This window comes from Pseudoalteromonas sp. CR1 (genome assembly GCF_019392235.1).
In the GTDB taxonomy this organism is placed as follows: domain Bacteria; phylum Pseudomonadota; class Gammaproteobacteria; order Enterobacterales; family Alteromonadaceae; genus Pseudoalteromonas.
In genome coordinates this window covers 93,886-109,052 of the sequence record NZ_JAHXRM010000013.1, presented here as the reverse complement: position 1 = coordinate 109,052, position 15,167 = coordinate 93,886, and the positions used below count along the sequence as shown (strand labels likewise).

Here is a 15,167-nt window from a genome sequence, read left to right as displayed (position 1 = left end):
GAATTACAGTAGTTTAACTAGTATCTTATGAACAGTGAGTGGTTGGTTAAGAAGCCTCTTAAATGCATTGGAATGACGCAAGCCAGACTTTGAAGCCACGGCCTGTTAGTACATCAATCAGCATCAAGACGATGCCTTCAGAGTATCGCTTATTGCTAAAAACCTAACTGACGAAAGCTATGCAACAACCTACAGTGGCGATAACTTCCGTTACCAAATCCCGCGTGATGCAGAGCGCTACTTTGGGGTGTCGTTTAAGGCGCGCTTTTAATAATTAAAAATATTTTCCCTTGTATAACAACAAGCGCAGCGTTAAACCGCTGCGCTTTTTTGTGTCTTATTTTTGTCAATTTTTGGTCACTTTTTCTTCATTAAAACGTCCTTTATTAGTCATATGTATTTTCTATAGTGCAGCGGTTACTTATTTGAGGTTTTAGCTTCAAGCAAAAATAACCACTACATAATGGGAATAATAAAGGATGAAAATTAAAAAAGTCGCTGCGGCGGTTGGGCTAACATTTATGTTAAGCGCCGCTAGCCATGCCAATGTGTTACCACAAAGCCAAACAGATAATAACTGGTATACAAACGCACAAACTACGTTAGCTACTAAAAATACTCAGGCACAAAGTGCACAAGTTACAAAAGCAAAAAACGTGATTTTATTTGTGGGTGACGGCATGGGTATTTCTACCCTAACGGCAGCACGTATTTTAAAAGGCCAACGAGCAGGTAACCCAGGTGAAGAAGGCTATTTAAGCTTTGAAAAATTTCCATACTCTGCGCAAGTTAAAACCTACAACGTAGATGCGCAAACCCCCGATTCTGCAGGCACAATGACCGCAATGATCTCAGGTGTTAAAACCGATGTAGGTGTAATCGGTGTAGACGAAGACATTGAACGTGGTGTGTGTTCAACGGTTGCAGGTAACGAGCTTTTAACGGCAACAGAACTGGCTGAAATTAAAGGCCTAGCAACAGGTGTTATTTCTACAGCGCGTATTACCCATGCAACGCCAGCGGCAACGTATGCTAAATCGGCAGACCGCAACTGGGAAGATATTTCAGATATGCCAGAGGGCTCAGAAGGCTGTGAAGATATTGCCTCACAGCTAGTTAATTTTGAAAAAAATCTAGAAGCGCGCTTTTTAGGCACCGACGTAGACGGCCTTGATTTTGTAATGGGCGGCGGTCGTCGTCACTTTTTACCAAAAGATGCTGCGGCTAATTCAAGTGACGCAGTAAGTGCTGTTGAAGGCGACCGCACCGATGAGCGTAACCTAGTTACCGAGTGGCAAGCACAATACCCAGATGCAACGTATGTGATGGACCAAGCAGGGTTTGATGCCATTGCTGATGACGCCACTAAAGTATTTGGTTTATTTAACGAATCGCACATGCAATACGAAGCTGACCGCGCAAACGACGTGGCAGGCGAGCCGTCACTTACCGAAATGACCACAAAAGCGATTGATGTACTGGGTAAAAACGATAATGGCTTTTTCTTAACGGTTGAGTCGGGCCGAATTGACCACGCACATCACGCGGGTAACGCTTACAACGCACTTAACGACACCATTGAATTTGCCAATGCAGTGCAAGCGGCAATCGATAATACCAACCCAGAAGAAACCCTTATTTTAGTGACTGCCGATCACAGCCATGTATTTACTATTGCAGGTTACCCTAAACGCGGTAACCCAATTTTAGGCCAAGTAGTAGCCGTAGGCCAAACAGCGCCAAGCCTTGCTGCCGATGACATGCCATACACTACAGTAGGTTATGCAAATGGTTTAGGTTTTAGAGACCTAGGTGATGAAACAAACGCTGATGCAACCTACTTAAGCGGCCCAGTCGCAGGGCGTGTTGAGCTAAACGGCGTTGACACAACAACCCCAGGTTTTCACCAAGAAACCACTGTACCTCTTGGCTCTGAAACACATGCTGGTGAAGATATTTCACTGCACGCTAAAGGCCCGGGTGCGCAACTTGCTCAAGGTGTAATTGAGCAAAACGTTGTATTTCATCTAATTAACCAAGCTCTTGAATTAACTCAGCAATAATGGCGGCGAACATGAAAAAATTAACAGTACTTTCTTTAGCAGTAATGGTCGCGCTAGCGGGTTGTTCAAGTGATGATGATAAAAGTGATAACAACATTATCGCAGTAGACAACGCCATAGCCGTGGGCTCAGCGCAATGTATTAATGGCGGTGTAGAAACCCAAGTGGGCGTAGATACAAACGAAAATGGCGTGCTTGATAGCGACGAAGTTAATTCATCTAACCTAGTGTGTAATGCGCCGGCAACGTCGCTAACTACAGAGCAATTAGCTAACCTTACAGGTAACGCATGGTATAGCGACGCACAAACTAAGTTATCAGCAACACAGCAAGCTAATACCGAGGCGGTTACTGAGTCGGGCAAAGCTAAAAACGTAATTTTATTTGTCGGCGACGGCATGGGTATTTCTACCGTTACGGCTGCACGAATTTTAGCAGGCCAGCTTGAAGGCGGTATGGGTGAAGACTACCAACTTAGCTTTGAAACCATGCCTTACTCAGGCTTTGTTAAAACGTACAACGTAGATGCACAAACACCCGATTCAGCAGGCACAATGACGGCTATGGTGTCAGGTGTTAAAACCGATGTAGGCGTCATTGGTGTAGACGAAGACATTGAGCGCGGTATTTGTTCAACCGTTGCAGGTAACGAACTGGTGACCTCGCTTGAGCTTGCTGAAATAGCAGGTAAAGCAACCGGCCTTATTTCAACGGCACGTATTACTCACGCAACCCCAGCGGCAACGTATGCCAAATCGGCTGATCGTAACTGGGAAGATAACTCAGATATGCCAGCAGGTTCAGATGCTTGTGAAGACATTGCATCGCAACTAGTAAACTTTGAAGCGAACCTAGAGGCACGTTTTGCCGGTATTGATGTAGATGGCATAGACGTAGTAATGGGCGGCGGTCGTCGTCACTTTTTACCAAAAGATGCCGCGGCTAATTCAAGCGATGCAATCAGCACGGTTGAAGGGGATCGTACCGATGGTCGTAACCTAGTCACCGAGTGGCAAGCTACTTACCCAAGCGGCAACTACGTAATGGACCAAGCAGGGTTTGATGCTATTAGCGACGATGCTACCAAGGTATTTGGTTTATTTAACGAATCCCACATGCAATACGAAGCCGACCGGGCAAACGATGTTGCGGGCGAACCGTCGCTTTCGCAAATGACCGAAAAAGCAATTAACGTGCTTAATAACAACGATAAGGGCTTTTTCTTATCGGTAGAGGCCGGGCGAATAGACCACGCGCACCACGCAGGCAATGCATACAACGCGCTTAACGATACTATTGAATTTGCTAAAGCCGTTAAGGCCGCAATGGACAACACTAACCCAGAAGAAACCTTAATTGTGGTGACTGCTGATCACAGCCATGTATTTACCATTGCAGGCTACCCAAAACGTGGTAACCCAATACTAGGTAAAGTAGTTGCAGTAGGTCAAACCGAGCCAAGTCTTGCCGCCGACGACATGCCCTACACCACAGTAGGTTACACTAATGGTTTAGGCTACAGAGACTTAGGTGATGAAACCAATGCCGACGCCTCATACTTAGCTGCACCAGTTACAGGACGTGTTGATTTAACAAATGTTGATACAACCACTCCGGGTTTCCACCAAGAGTCATTAGTACCACTTAGTTCAGAAACTCACGCAGGTGAAGATGTAGGTGTATACGCAATGGGCCCAGGTGCACATTTAGTTACAGGCACAAACGAGCAAAGCTTTTTATTCCACGTAATGGACTTTGCCGCTGACCTAGTTAAAACAGCTGACGAAACAGTGGCTCAGTAAGTAGAGCCCATTAAAAGCCCGCATTATTTTGCGGGCTTTTTTGTGTCATAAAAATGCCACTGTTAGTGGGTATGTTATGGCAATAACAGTGACGTTAAATACAGAGAACTCCATGAAAACAGCATTATCACTATCCGCAACCATGTTGCTTACAACACTTACAACACTTACAAGCACCAGCGCACTTGCCACGCAGTGCAACCTAAATAGCCAGTATTTAAAAGCAGACTACACAATTACCAATACCCACAAAAACAAGCAAAGTAGTCAGATACTTACACTTTGGCGTAATAACAAGCAAGTAGCACATCAGAGCGATGTAACCACTGAGCTGTGGCAGCATTTAGCCAATAAACAAATTCGCCCAATACGTTATTTTAATGCCCAACAACGCGGAATTGAGTATCAGCCATCAGAGGTACGTGGCGTACAAAATTGGAGTGCTAAAAACCAGCTGGTGGATAATCAGTTAATTGAAAAAATGACTCTTAAAAAAACGCAAGGCACAGGCTGTGATGAAGTAAAAAACTACACCTACCAAGAGGGTGAAAATACCTATTCACTTGCTTTTTATAGCCAAACTCAGCTTGTTAAATCATTTACTGTAAACAACACAAAAAACCAAACAATGACGTTATTAAGCTTAAATAAGGTCAGCTACAACAAGCAGCAAGTTACTTCGCAATTTGCGCAGTGGGACCGCTTTCAAACTACTGACTACGCCGACATTGGCGATAACGAAAACGACCCGTTTTTAGCAAAAATGATCAACCTAGGTTTTATAGAACACGGCGCAACAGGGTTTTATAACCAACAAGGTGAAGCTATTCAAGGTGGGCACCACCACTAGGTTTTGGTGAGTTTTAATATGGTGTAAAACGAGCTTGCTGTGTTGGGGATAAATTTATACTTCAATCAGCAAGCTGTGGTGAGCTACCAAACACCCTGTAAAATAAAGTGCATTTAAAATATTTCTGCCCAGAAGACCTCGAATAATCACCTCTTCTTATAAATAAGCAGCCACTTACAGCCAAATATTTTTAGTTGGCAATAACTTAAGCTATTTGATATTAATAGAAGTCTACGCAATAGGGACGTTACATAAATGCCTCTCAACAAAGCTGTTATATTGGACTTAAATGCGAGCACTTTTAGTTATATGTTTTTTCTGGACTAACTCATTATTCGCCTGCGGTGATGATGAACTAGGTCAACTCGCATCTTTTGCAAAAATAAATGAAGACTATAGCGTAGGTAACGTTGCAGGCTATGATGTATATGTACCTGAAATATTTAAGAGCTATTATTTAACGTCATTCACTCTAGTGATAAAAGATACTTTTTTAGCAGACTTAAACTTTACTGAAGCTAATAGTTATGAAGGTTATTACAACGTTTTTTTTCAAGTTAATCCTGAAGAATTAGATTTACTAAATATAGTACTCGGTTACTCAACAACACAAGACAAAAAAGGAATAGTGATGTGTGGTGAAAGAATACAGTTAAATTTAAAAGAGTTGCTCAGAGCAAATCGGCCAGAAGCAATCATAGCAATACCACCGCCGTTAAAATAAAAATTATTGTTCTTTTTTACAACGTCGCTCAGAAAGTTTGAAGTAGCTTGGTTGAGTTTTTTACGGCGCTTTAATTGTTCGCAATGTTTAAACAAAGTTAGGAGTTACTTTTAATGAGAAAGTACGTATTTAGTCTTTTATTTATCTTATTACTAGCCGGGTGTGATTTTGAAGTACCTGGAGCCGATGAAAGGTTTGGTACGCAAAATTTTGTATCTGCTATTTCTCTCATTGAACTACATAAAACCCGCAATGGCTTATATCCAAACACTTTAGCCGAACTGGATTTTTTAGGTGATTGGGATGGTATTTGGTTGTCCGCTGTTAAATATGAAAAAAATGATGACGGCTACAATTTATACCTTGAGAGAGGATGGACTGGTAAGCCCTCATTAGAGTTTCCTGAAAGATTCAAGCAAGGTTTAGGTATTAAAGAAACCAATATTACATGGGTAAAAAACTAATTACCAAAGCTTAAACAGTTGCTTATAAGGAGTTTGCATCGAATATGCGCATTATGAATTTTATTGAGAAATCTAACCAGGTATTACTATTTATTGCCGCGATAGTTGTAATTTTTGCTATTGGTAAGAGCCTTATTAGTGATCTTTTTAAAAGTGGCTATTCTGCGCCTAAGGTTCAGGTGATTGAACATAGCGCAGCCTTTGATGAAGAACCAAAGTTACAAAAAAATTATATTGGTCAAATCAAAGATGTTCACATTTTAGAAATCACATCTGACAAAATAATAAATCAAAAGCCTTACAGGGCTAATGCTGAGATTATTGTTACCTCAGCACTGAGCTTGAGTCGTAATGCAGTAAATTTAATGTTTACTAAAACTGGCCAGAAAAATAAAGTGTTATTCAAGAATAACGGATTGATCGTAGGCTTTTCTCCGGTTCAATTAAAAGAAACCAGTTACCAAAGCGTTTTAAGTAAAAATATTTACTCAGTTGTACAAAACGATACAAACAAAGATGGCTTTTTAAATAGTGAAGATAAAAAAGAGCTATTCGTTTCTGAATACGATGGCTCAGGCTTAAAATCCATTATGGATAATATTGAGGGCTATCAGTTGATTAGTAATAATACGGCCTTAATTTATACCAAGGCGGAGAGTGAAACACTTTATTATATTTTTGATGTACTATCAGGTGAGTTAGTTAAGCTTGATACACGCTTGTAGTTAGTAATTAACTTAAACACACAACCTAATTATGCGCTAAAGGCGTTCTATATGGACATGACAATGCTCAAATCTTTTACTGTTACTAAAAAGAATTATACCGACTATGCTGATTTTATAATAAAAAAGTTGTGTGCGCCTAAAGATAATAAAAGTTTAGGGTTTATAAAAAATGTGATTGCATGGTGTGTGCTAACCGTTGTTTTTATGACTTTTTTTCAGGTTGAGTCTATTCGCCTTTCTGACTTTCATTGGCCAAGTGGATTAATTGTAGCAGTGCCATTTTTAATATTGATTATTGTATTTTTATACAATAATCATAAGATAAAAAAGCAATCAATCCCCAATGAAAATGGTGTAATGATTGGCAATAAAACAATTGAGTTTCAGGCTGATGGTATTTGCGAAACTAATCATCTAGGACGTTACTTTTATAAATGGCAAGCCGTTGAAGCGATAGAAGAAAATAAAGGCGACTTATATATATTTGTAGACAAGCTATTGGCTTTAATAATCCCCGCGAGTGCTTTTACAAGCGAAGCCGAAAAAGAAGAACTAAAAGCTTTAATTAAAGCCCATATCTAGTCATGCGTTACTTTATGAGTACTTACAAAGCTTTAGCGCTTATTTTAATGCTTATACCTATTTCATCAATAGGAAGTGAAAAACAAGCTAACACTACCGATGAACAACGAGATAAGTATCTTGAGCATAGAGCTGCTTGGGAGAAAATGCTAAAAGAGCGCTATGAGAATGAGTTAAAGCACAACCCACCAATACCGCCTTGGATTAAGTTTCCAGATTACCACCCAAGCGAAATTTTTTGGAGAATGGGGGAAGGCGAAAGCTACATAAGTGACTATGTCTCTACCTATTTTCAATACGCCTCTAAGGCTGAAATAAATGCTTATAAGATTAAATATCCTGAACACTCAGATTGGCTAGGAATATATAAGCGTTTTGAACATTAGCTAAAGTAAGGCTATGTTTTTAGGTAGCTTATTTGAGTACGGTATTTATTAAAAGTGCTATTAACTCATGCTAATAGCACATATCAATTTTTAGACACTACTCTAAATGAGTATCATCAGGCTTCTTAGGCCTATCGGCGAGCTCTGTAAGGCCGTCTTCACAGTCGCCGTGTTCACAGGTATTTAAATCGCTTTGTGCTTGCCTGTCTTGTTGTAATACCTGTTTTAAATCTTCCATACGTTGGCGCACAGCTACGCCGTAGCTTGCATCGTCGCCCCACAGTTCAGCAAGTTGCACAACCGCAGCGCGATCGTGTTCTCTAAACAGCTTACCAGCACGCTCAGCGTCTTGTTTGTTGTTTCCAAGTAGTTCGAGTGCTTCTACGGCTAAGTTAATAGCTGAGTCGACGGTTTCGCGGTTAAACGCATCTACTTTTAAATTAAGTAATTTGTATGCGTGGCGACGGTCTATTGCGCGGGCAACAATTTTTAATTGTGGGTAGTTTTTGTGGGCAAGCTCAATTATTTCAATGGTTTTGTCTGGATCATCAATGGCAACAACCAGCATTTGTGCGGTGTGTGCGCCTGCGGCTTCAAGGAGTTCTTGGCGGGCGGCGTCACCATAAAATACGGTATTACCAAAGCGGCGTAGTAATTCTATTTGGCTAGGACTGTGATCGAGTACCGTTATTTCGTAGCCTTGGGCGTGCAATAAACGCCCCATAATTTGTCCAAAACGTCCGTAGCCCGCAATAATAACGTGCTTAGCTGTGCTAATTTGCTCTGGCTTGTCGAACTCTGGTGCACTGGTATGGCTGCGTTTTTCGAGTTGTTCGTACACCATTAACAATAGCGGAGCCACTAACATTGATACAGCAACAACAAGGGTCACTAAGCCTGTTTGTGCTGGCGTTAAAATAGCCAGTGTTGTGGTTACGCTTAACAATACAAAAGCAAATTCGCCGCCTTGTGCAAGGGCTAATGCAAACAGTAATCGCTGTTTTTTACTAATATTAAAGGTGATGGCAAGGGCATATAAAATACAGGCTTTTACCACAATAAGTAACGCAACAAGTGCGATAACAGTTGAAAACTCATTAGCCAATAACTCAAAGTTGATAGAGGCGCCCACGGTTATAAAAAACAACCCCAAAAGTAGCCCTTTAAAAGGTTCTATATCGGCTTCGAGCTCGTGTCTAAATTCACTTTCGGCAAGGACTACACCCGCTAAAAATGTACCTAATGCAGGTGAAAGCCCAATACTTTGCATAACAAGGGCAATAGCCACCACTAAAAATAGCGCAAAAATAGTGAATATTTCACGCATGTGAGTTTTAGCTATGTACCTAAATAACGGGGCCGATACGTATTTACCACCGGCAATAATGGCAGCAATCACACCTATCGATACAGCGACTTGTTGCCACACAGGCCAGTTGGCAATGATAGAATGGCTTATTTCTTTAGAGCTACTTGGTGGGGCAAAGGCGAGTAATGGCAACAGCGCCAAAATTGGAATAATGGCAATGTCTTGAAATAATAACACCGAGAATGCATTTTGGCCGGCTTCGCGCTTTAGCCAGCCTTTTTCCTCAAGGCTTTGCAGCACAATAGCGGTTGACGACAACGCAAGCATTAATCCAATAGCGAGGGCTGTTTGCCACTGCATGGTAAACACCCAATAACAAAATGCAAAAATAACGGCGGCAGTTAGCACTACTTGTAGGCCACCGAGCCCTAAAATAGAGTGGCGAAGTTTCCATAAGCGAGAGGGTTGTAGTTCAAGGCCAACTAAAAATAGCATCATTACTACGCCAAACTCAGCGAAATGCATTACATCGGTTTGATCTCCCACCACCCCTAATGCAAAGGGGCCAATGAGTATGCCGGCAATTAAGTAACCCAGTACCGAACCAAGACCAACTCGCTTGGCAATAGGAACTGCCACAATAGCCGCAGCTAAGTATATTAACGCTATTTCTAACACATGCTTACCTTATTAAAGTTTAGACAATTAGCATGGCTTAGGTACGTATAAAATACAATAAGTTACTCAGTCAAATTGCTTTAACTGAATGATAAAATTTATTGCAATGTGCTTAAATAAAGCACTTAAATGACCGAATTGCTGTTACTGTAACGTTTAAAACAAAACTAAAAACTTTGCTACTAGGACGAGCTTCATTTTATGATTTCGCTAAATAATGTGTTTTTTACACGCCAAGATGGTGGCTTGAAACGACAAATAATTAATGATTTATCGTTAACTATTTCACCTGCTGCGCACATTGCCTTACTCGGTGATAGTGGCTCGGGTAAAACAACATTATTAAATTTATTAGCCGGTTTACTGTCTCCAGATGCTGGAACTATTACGGTTAATGAGCAAAAAATTAGTGAATTGAGTGCCAGTGAACTTGCGCTTTATCGGCGTAAAATAGGGATTATTTTTCAGCATTACCAATTACTCAGCCCGTTAAATGTGAAAGACAATATGTGTTTTCAAGCAAGGCTTAACGGGTTATCGCCGAGCGACGATGAAGTAAATACAATGGCTAAAAAACTGGGTTTAGAAGGCAAGCTTACAGCAATGCCTGAGCAACTCTCTGGTGGCGAGCAGCAACGAGTAGGCATAGGTCGTGCGCTATTAAATAAGCCTAAGCTATTATTGGCCGATGAACCTACGGGCAACCTTGATGCCGCTCGCTCACTCGATATCGTTACGCTATTAAAAAGCTTGTGTGAAGATGAGCAAATAATACTAATTATGGTCACGCATAGTCAGCGATTGGCCGATCAGTTTGCTACGCAATTGTTTTTAAAAGATGGCCAAATTAATGGCTGAACTTAAACTTATTTTAATAACGTATATGCAGTTTTATCGCCGTCATGTAGGGCTGTTATTACTGTTTTTCATTGGTTTTAGTTTAGGCGCGGCGCTACTTACTGCAATACAGGGCTTAAATTTAGAGGCCGGTAAGCGCTATCAACAAACCACAGCATTAATTGCAAACCCAGTAACGCATTTTGTACGCCCCGTATTAGGCGAAAACAGGTTGCCCAACAGTATGTGGTCGCGCATTAGAGCAGCTGGCTTTACGCAGGTTCAACCGGTTTTAGAAGGCGTAATTGAAACCGATACGCAGCAAAAACTCGCGCTTAGGGGCGTCAATTTATTACAGTGGCTTACACAAAATACCAGCGGCTCAGCATCAACAACCAACAATCGTTATTCAGGGTTTGAACAGCTACTAAATACTGTTTATATCGATCCTAAATTAATGCAGCGGCTAAATTTAAAAAACAGCCGTATTAATATAAACATGGGCGATGCCACACGCACGTTAGCGGTAAGCGAGTTACAAGGTTTAGGCATGACCATGCTGGTGGATATTAGCCTTGCCGACAAGTTACTGCGCGCAAATGGGGTAATTAGTTACTTTGAAGTAAGTGGCTTAAATAATAAACAAACAGCCCAATTAAAGGTATTGTTAGGCGATCAAGCACGGCTTGAAGCTGCGCAAGAGCAGGCTTTTGATGCGCTCTCTGAGGCTTTTTTCTTTAATTTACAAGCGCTGGCTTTGTTAGGTTATGTGGTGGGTGCGTTTTTAAGTTTTAATGCAATTAAGCTGGCGTACAATGCGCGCGCTCACTTGCAGCAGCAAATGTGGGTGCTGGGTTGTCAAAGGTCAGTGTTAATTAAGGCGCTGGTTATTGAATTAACGGTGCTTAGTTTTTTTGCGGCTGTGTTAGGTGCGATATTAGGCGCGGCACTAGCAAACGCCTTGGTTATGGATGTATCGGCGACTCTTAGAGGGCTTTACCAGCTAGATAGAAGCTTTGTAGTAAATCTTGATAGCAGCATGATTGCTAGCGGTTTTACACTTAATATTGTTGTTTTGTTGGGGTTTTTAGCCAGTCAATCGGCTCGATTAAGTACTTTTTTAACGCGTATTAAATGGCTAATGTTTGCGTTAGCTATTTTTGCAGCCAGCTACTTAGCGTTAACGGCAAATACCAAAATAAGCGCCTTATTGCTGTGTGTTTGTGTGCTACTCCTCTTTTTTGTTATTACGCCACCGGTAGTTAAAGCCGTTTTTAAACTGCCATGGCCAACACGAAACCCCATTATTCAGTGGTTAAAAGCCGACAGCCTAGTGCAATTACCCGCATTACTAAGCTCAGTGCTCGCTATTTTAATGGCGATGGGGGCCGCCGTAGGTATGCAAATTATGGTTGGCAGTTTTAGCGACACCTTAGATACACACCTTGAAAAACGCCTAAGCGCCGATTTATACGTAAGGCCCGATCAAAACATTCAAGCGTTAGGGGCTAAATTGCGTGAACTCCCAGAGGTCGAAAAAGTAGGCGTATATTGGTCAGCTAACAGTGAGCTTAACACACCTAAAAATAGGATAGCTGTTGATGTTATGGCATTTGGTGCAACGGCTAGCTACAACCAACACCTTACTTTGTTAAACAATAAAGCACCTACATCTGCAGTATTTGAAAAAAACAAAAACGGGGTGGTGGGTTGCTTAGTGAACGAACCCGCCTTGCTGCAGTATTCGCTTAAAGTAGGTGATGTAATAACCCTAAAACAGCATATTAATACACTAACTTGCCAAGTACGCGCTGCCTATTTTGATTACGGCGAGCAAGGGTTAAATGTAGTAGTCACTACAGCAGCATTATTGGATAGTAGCTTAAACTACACCGAGTATGGTTTATCGCTTTGGCTAAATTCTAATAGCGATGTTGACGCCATAGCCGAATATATTCAAAAACAGCACCAATTAGATAGCCAACAGGTCATTGCTAATCAGCAGTTTAAACGCTTTGCAAAACAGTTATTTGGTAAAACTTTTTATGTTACTCAGGCGCTTAATATATTCATTATGCTGATTGCATTATTTGGCATGTGGGTGAGCTTTTTAACTTTAGGGCGGGGGCAATTACAGCCCATGGCGGTATTGCAAACGCTGGGTGTCACCCAGCAGCAATTATTGGGGGCAAAAGTACTGCAAGCTGCACTTATTATTTTAACCACCTTGTTATTAGCTATACCACTGGGGCTTAGCCTTGGATGGGTACTATTAACTTACGTCATGCCAATTGCCTTTGGTTGGACCATGGCCATGACCGTTAATTGGCTACAGTTAGGTGGCTTTACGGTGCTTATGTTTATGTTAGCTTTATTTGTGAGCGCGTTACCGCTAATAAAATTAACGCGAAGCGCCGTTGCCGATAATGTTGCCAAGCACTAGGACTTACATGAATAGACTAAAAGCATCCGTTACCTTTATTTTTATTAGCGCATTAAGCGCATGTCAGCCCGAAGTAGAGCAAGTAAATCAAAATAAAAAAATGCATAGCGGGTTTGCGCAACAATATGGTGAACCTGTAAACAAAAAACAAGGGCTGAGCTTTCCACGCGATCATGGGGCGCATCATCAGCAAGGAATTGAATGGTGGTACGTAACTGCTAATTTAAAAGCAGATAATGGCGATACCTTTGGTGTGCAATGGACTTTATTTAGGCTCTCGGTTGATGAGCAAAACACACAAACAGAACCATCACCTTGGTGGAATGGGCAGCTTTACTTTGCTCACTTTGCAATACAAACCGATTCACAGCATCAAGCGTTCGAAAAGTATGGCCGATCGGGACAAGTAAATATAACAGCGCAGCCATTTGAAGCTCGCCTAGATGATTGGCAGCTAGCAAGTAAGGAGGTAACATTTTTACCGCTTAGCTTAAAGGCGCAGCAGGAAAATTACAGTGCTAACCTAGTGCTGGCTAATAGCCCGCTTGTAAAACATGGCGAGCAAGGTTACAGCCAAAAAACCCACCAGGGGCATGCTTCTTACTATTACAGCTATCCGTTTTTACACGCCCAAGGCGACATCACATTTGCGGGTAAAACTTTTAAAGTAACTGGAGATGCTTGGTTAGACAGAGAGTGGTCTTCGGCGCTAATCGATCCTACCCAAAATGGTTGGGACTGGTTTAGCATTCAGGCTGATGATAAAAAACAGGGGGGCTTAATGGCATTTTGTATTCGTAATGGTCAACAAAGTTATGATTACTGCAGTGCATCGCACATTACACAAAGTGGACAAGTGCGCGCTATTGCAAATGACGACGTGACCTTACAGGTATTAAAAACATCTGAGCTTACAGCCCAAACAACGCCCAGTAGTAAAACCTATCCAGTTAAGTGGCAGCTCAAAGTTAAAGGGTTTGAGCCAATTATAATTGAAGCGCGTAACCCCGATTCACGAAATCAATTGAGCATTCCCTACTGGGAGGGGCGAATTAAAACCCAAGGCGGTTTTAAAGGTAAAGGTTATGCAGAGTTAGTTGGTTATTAGCGGGCAATAAAATGGCTTTCAAAAAGAAATGCACTTAAGCCAAGGCTAAGTGCATTTTATTATTCACAGTTCAGGTTATTTAAACCTGAGGTTGTATACTCGCGTTTATTGGTCGAATTTTACAGGGCCGTTAATATTATCAATACTTACATCGCCCGAGCCCGCTTCTGTAATTGTTAACCCTTTAGCATGATTAACGCGAATACTACCCGAACCATCTTCAATGGTAACGCTTGCATCAACATGTTCAATGGTTAAGTCGCCCGAGTTATCTTCAACGTCTACAGCGCCATTAATATGTTGTATTGCTATGCTGCCCGAGCCGTCTTCAACGGTTAACGTACCACGTACATTGTTTACACTCATATCGCCTGAGCCATCATCAATATTTGCATTGCCATTAACGTTATTAATAGTAATGCTGCCCGAACCATCGTTAAGATCTAGGTTACCAGTGATACTTTGAAGAGAAATATCGCCCGAGCCGTCGTCTATGTTTAGGTTTTTAGCGCCATTGATTGATAAGCTGCCAGAGCCATCTTTTACATCAATATTATTTTTCATGGCGTTAATAGTGATGTCGCCCGAGCCGTCATCAATATCTAGCATAAGGTTGTTAGGTACGGTGACCACTAAATCAATACTTGGCGATTGACCGCTGTAAAAGCTAACTCCATTATTGCTTTTGTTTTGTGCAACAAGCTTTGCTTTAGTGCCACTTTGATCAAGGGTGAGTTCGTATTCATCGTCTATGTCGGCTGTATAAATAGTGGCGTCAACATTAATACTGGTTGCTGTTGATGAACCTGTTATTTTAAGTGAACCCGCGCCGCTAAGTACGTCTAGGTATTCAAGGTTATTGCTAGGTAATGTTAGTTGTTGTGTTTGTTTTACCGACGCAACGCTTGGCGAAATATGAAACACGCAGCCACTTAATAATAAAATACCACTAATTAGTGAAAGTGGTTTAGCAATGGTAGATACAGTTGATGAGCTCATGGTTAGTCCTTTTAATGTGACAGTATTAGTTAATATAACAAGACTAGAGCAAAAATGGGGCCTAAATTTAAGTGTTTGTTTTATAATGAATTTAGTTTTTTTGTTGAAAATTAAAAGACTAATTAGTGGTTAAAATTACTAATTATTAATAAAAAGGATGAATAAAGCATCCTTTTCGTTTTAAACGTCAGTTT

The 15,167-nt window shown here is 41.2% G+C and carries 13 protein-coding genes; 11 read left to right on the top strand and 2 right to left on the bottom strand.

Annotated features, from left to right (window positions below; translation table 11 throughout):
* The first annotated feature begins 479 nt into the window (after nucleotides 1-479).
* The 8 genes from KZZ04_RS12580 to KZZ04_RS12545 all read left to right on the top strand — a co-directional run bounded on the left by KZZ04_RS12580 (nucleotide 480) and on the right by KZZ04_RS12545 (nucleotide 7,599).
* Nucleotides 480-2,063, top strand: coding sequence for an alkaline phosphatase (locus tag KZZ04_RS12580; RefSeq protein WP_058403666.1), 1,584 nt, complete (start codon nucleotides 480-482; stop codon nucleotides 2,061-2,063).
* An 11-nt stretch (nucleotides 2,064-2,074) separates the two neighbouring features.
* Nucleotides 2,075-3,865, top strand: coding sequence for an alkaline phosphatase (locus tag KZZ04_RS12575; protein ID WP_219422887.1), 1,791 nt, complete (start codon nucleotides 2,075-2,077; stop codon nucleotides 3,863-3,865).
* A gap of 112 nt (nucleotides 3,866-3,977) precedes the next feature.
* On the top strand, nucleotides 3,978-4,715 hold the full coding sequence (locus KZZ04_RS12570; RefSeq protein ID WP_219422886.1) for a hypothetical protein: 738 nt from the start codon (nucleotides 3,978-3,980) through the stop codon (nucleotides 4,713-4,715).
* 289 nt (nucleotides 4,716-5,004) lie between these two features.
* Nucleotides 5,005-5,439, top strand: coding sequence for a hypothetical protein (locus KZZ04_RS12565; protein WP_138528160.1), 435 nt, complete (start codon nucleotides 5,005-5,007; stop codon nucleotides 5,437-5,439).
* Nucleotides 5,440-5,552: 113 nt separating this feature from the next.
* On the top strand, nucleotides 5,553-5,903 hold the full coding sequence (locus tag KZZ04_RS12560; protein WP_219422885.1) for a hypothetical protein: 351 nt from the start codon (nucleotides 5,553-5,555) through the stop codon (nucleotides 5,901-5,903).
* A gap of 44 nt (nucleotides 5,904-5,947) precedes the next feature.
* On the top strand, nucleotides 5,948-6,628 hold the full coding sequence (locus KZZ04_RS12555; protein ID WP_219422884.1) for a hypothetical protein: 681 nt from the start codon (nucleotides 5,948-5,950) through the stop codon (nucleotides 6,626-6,628).
* 63 nt (nucleotides 6,629-6,691) lie between these two features.
* On the top strand, nucleotides 6,692-7,213 hold the full coding sequence (locus KZZ04_RS12550; protein WP_219422883.1) for a YcxB family protein: 522 nt from the start codon (nucleotides 6,692-6,694) through the stop codon (nucleotides 7,211-7,213).
* Between the two features lie 14 nt (nucleotides 7,214-7,227).
* Nucleotides 7,228-7,599, top strand: coding sequence for a hypothetical protein (locus KZZ04_RS12545; RefSeq protein ID WP_219422882.1), 372 nt, complete (start codon nucleotides 7,228-7,230; stop codon nucleotides 7,597-7,599).
* A gap of 97 nt (nucleotides 7,600-7,696) precedes the next feature.
* Here KZZ04_RS12545 and KZZ04_RS12540 read toward each other — a convergent pair whose 3' ends face one another.
* A complete protein-coding gene (locus KZZ04_RS12540; RefSeq protein WP_138528154.1) occupies nucleotides 7,697-9,586 on the bottom strand; it encodes a monovalent cation:proton antiporter-2 (CPA2) family protein in 1,890 nt (629 codons plus the stop codon).
* A 201-nt stretch (nucleotides 9,587-9,787) separates the two neighbouring features.
* On the opposite strand from KZZ04_RS12540, the gene KZZ04_RS12535 reads away from it, so the two are divergent.
* The 3 genes from KZZ04_RS12535 to KZZ04_RS12525 are packed head-to-tail and all read left to right on the top strand — an operon-like array spanning nucleotide 9,788 to nucleotide 13,974.
* Entirely contained in the window at nucleotides 9,788-10,444 is a 657-nt protein-coding gene (locus tag KZZ04_RS12535) for an ABC transporter ATP-binding protein (RefSeq protein WP_219422881.1), read from the top strand.
* A complete protein-coding gene (locus KZZ04_RS12530) occupies nucleotides 10,437-12,866 on the top strand; it encodes an FtsX-like permease family protein (RefSeq protein WP_219422880.1) in 2,430 nt (809 codons plus the stop codon). The genes KZZ04_RS12535 and KZZ04_RS12530 overlap by 8 nt, the downstream gene beginning before the upstream one ends.
* A gap of 7 nt (nucleotides 12,867-12,873) precedes the next feature.
* Nucleotides 12,874-13,974, top strand: coding sequence for a lipocalin-like domain-containing protein (locus tag KZZ04_RS12525; RefSeq protein WP_219422879.1), 1,101 nt, complete (start codon nucleotides 12,874-12,876; stop codon nucleotides 13,972-13,974).
* A 105-nt stretch (nucleotides 13,975-14,079) separates the two neighbouring features.
* On the opposite strand, the gene KZZ04_RS12520 is transcribed toward KZZ04_RS12525, so the two are convergent.
* On the bottom strand, nucleotides 14,080-14,973 hold the full coding sequence (locus KZZ04_RS12520; RefSeq protein WP_219422878.1) for a hypothetical protein: 894 nt from the start codon (nucleotides 14,971-14,973) through the stop codon (nucleotides 14,080-14,082).
* Nucleotides 14,974-15,167: the final 194 nt, after the last annotated feature.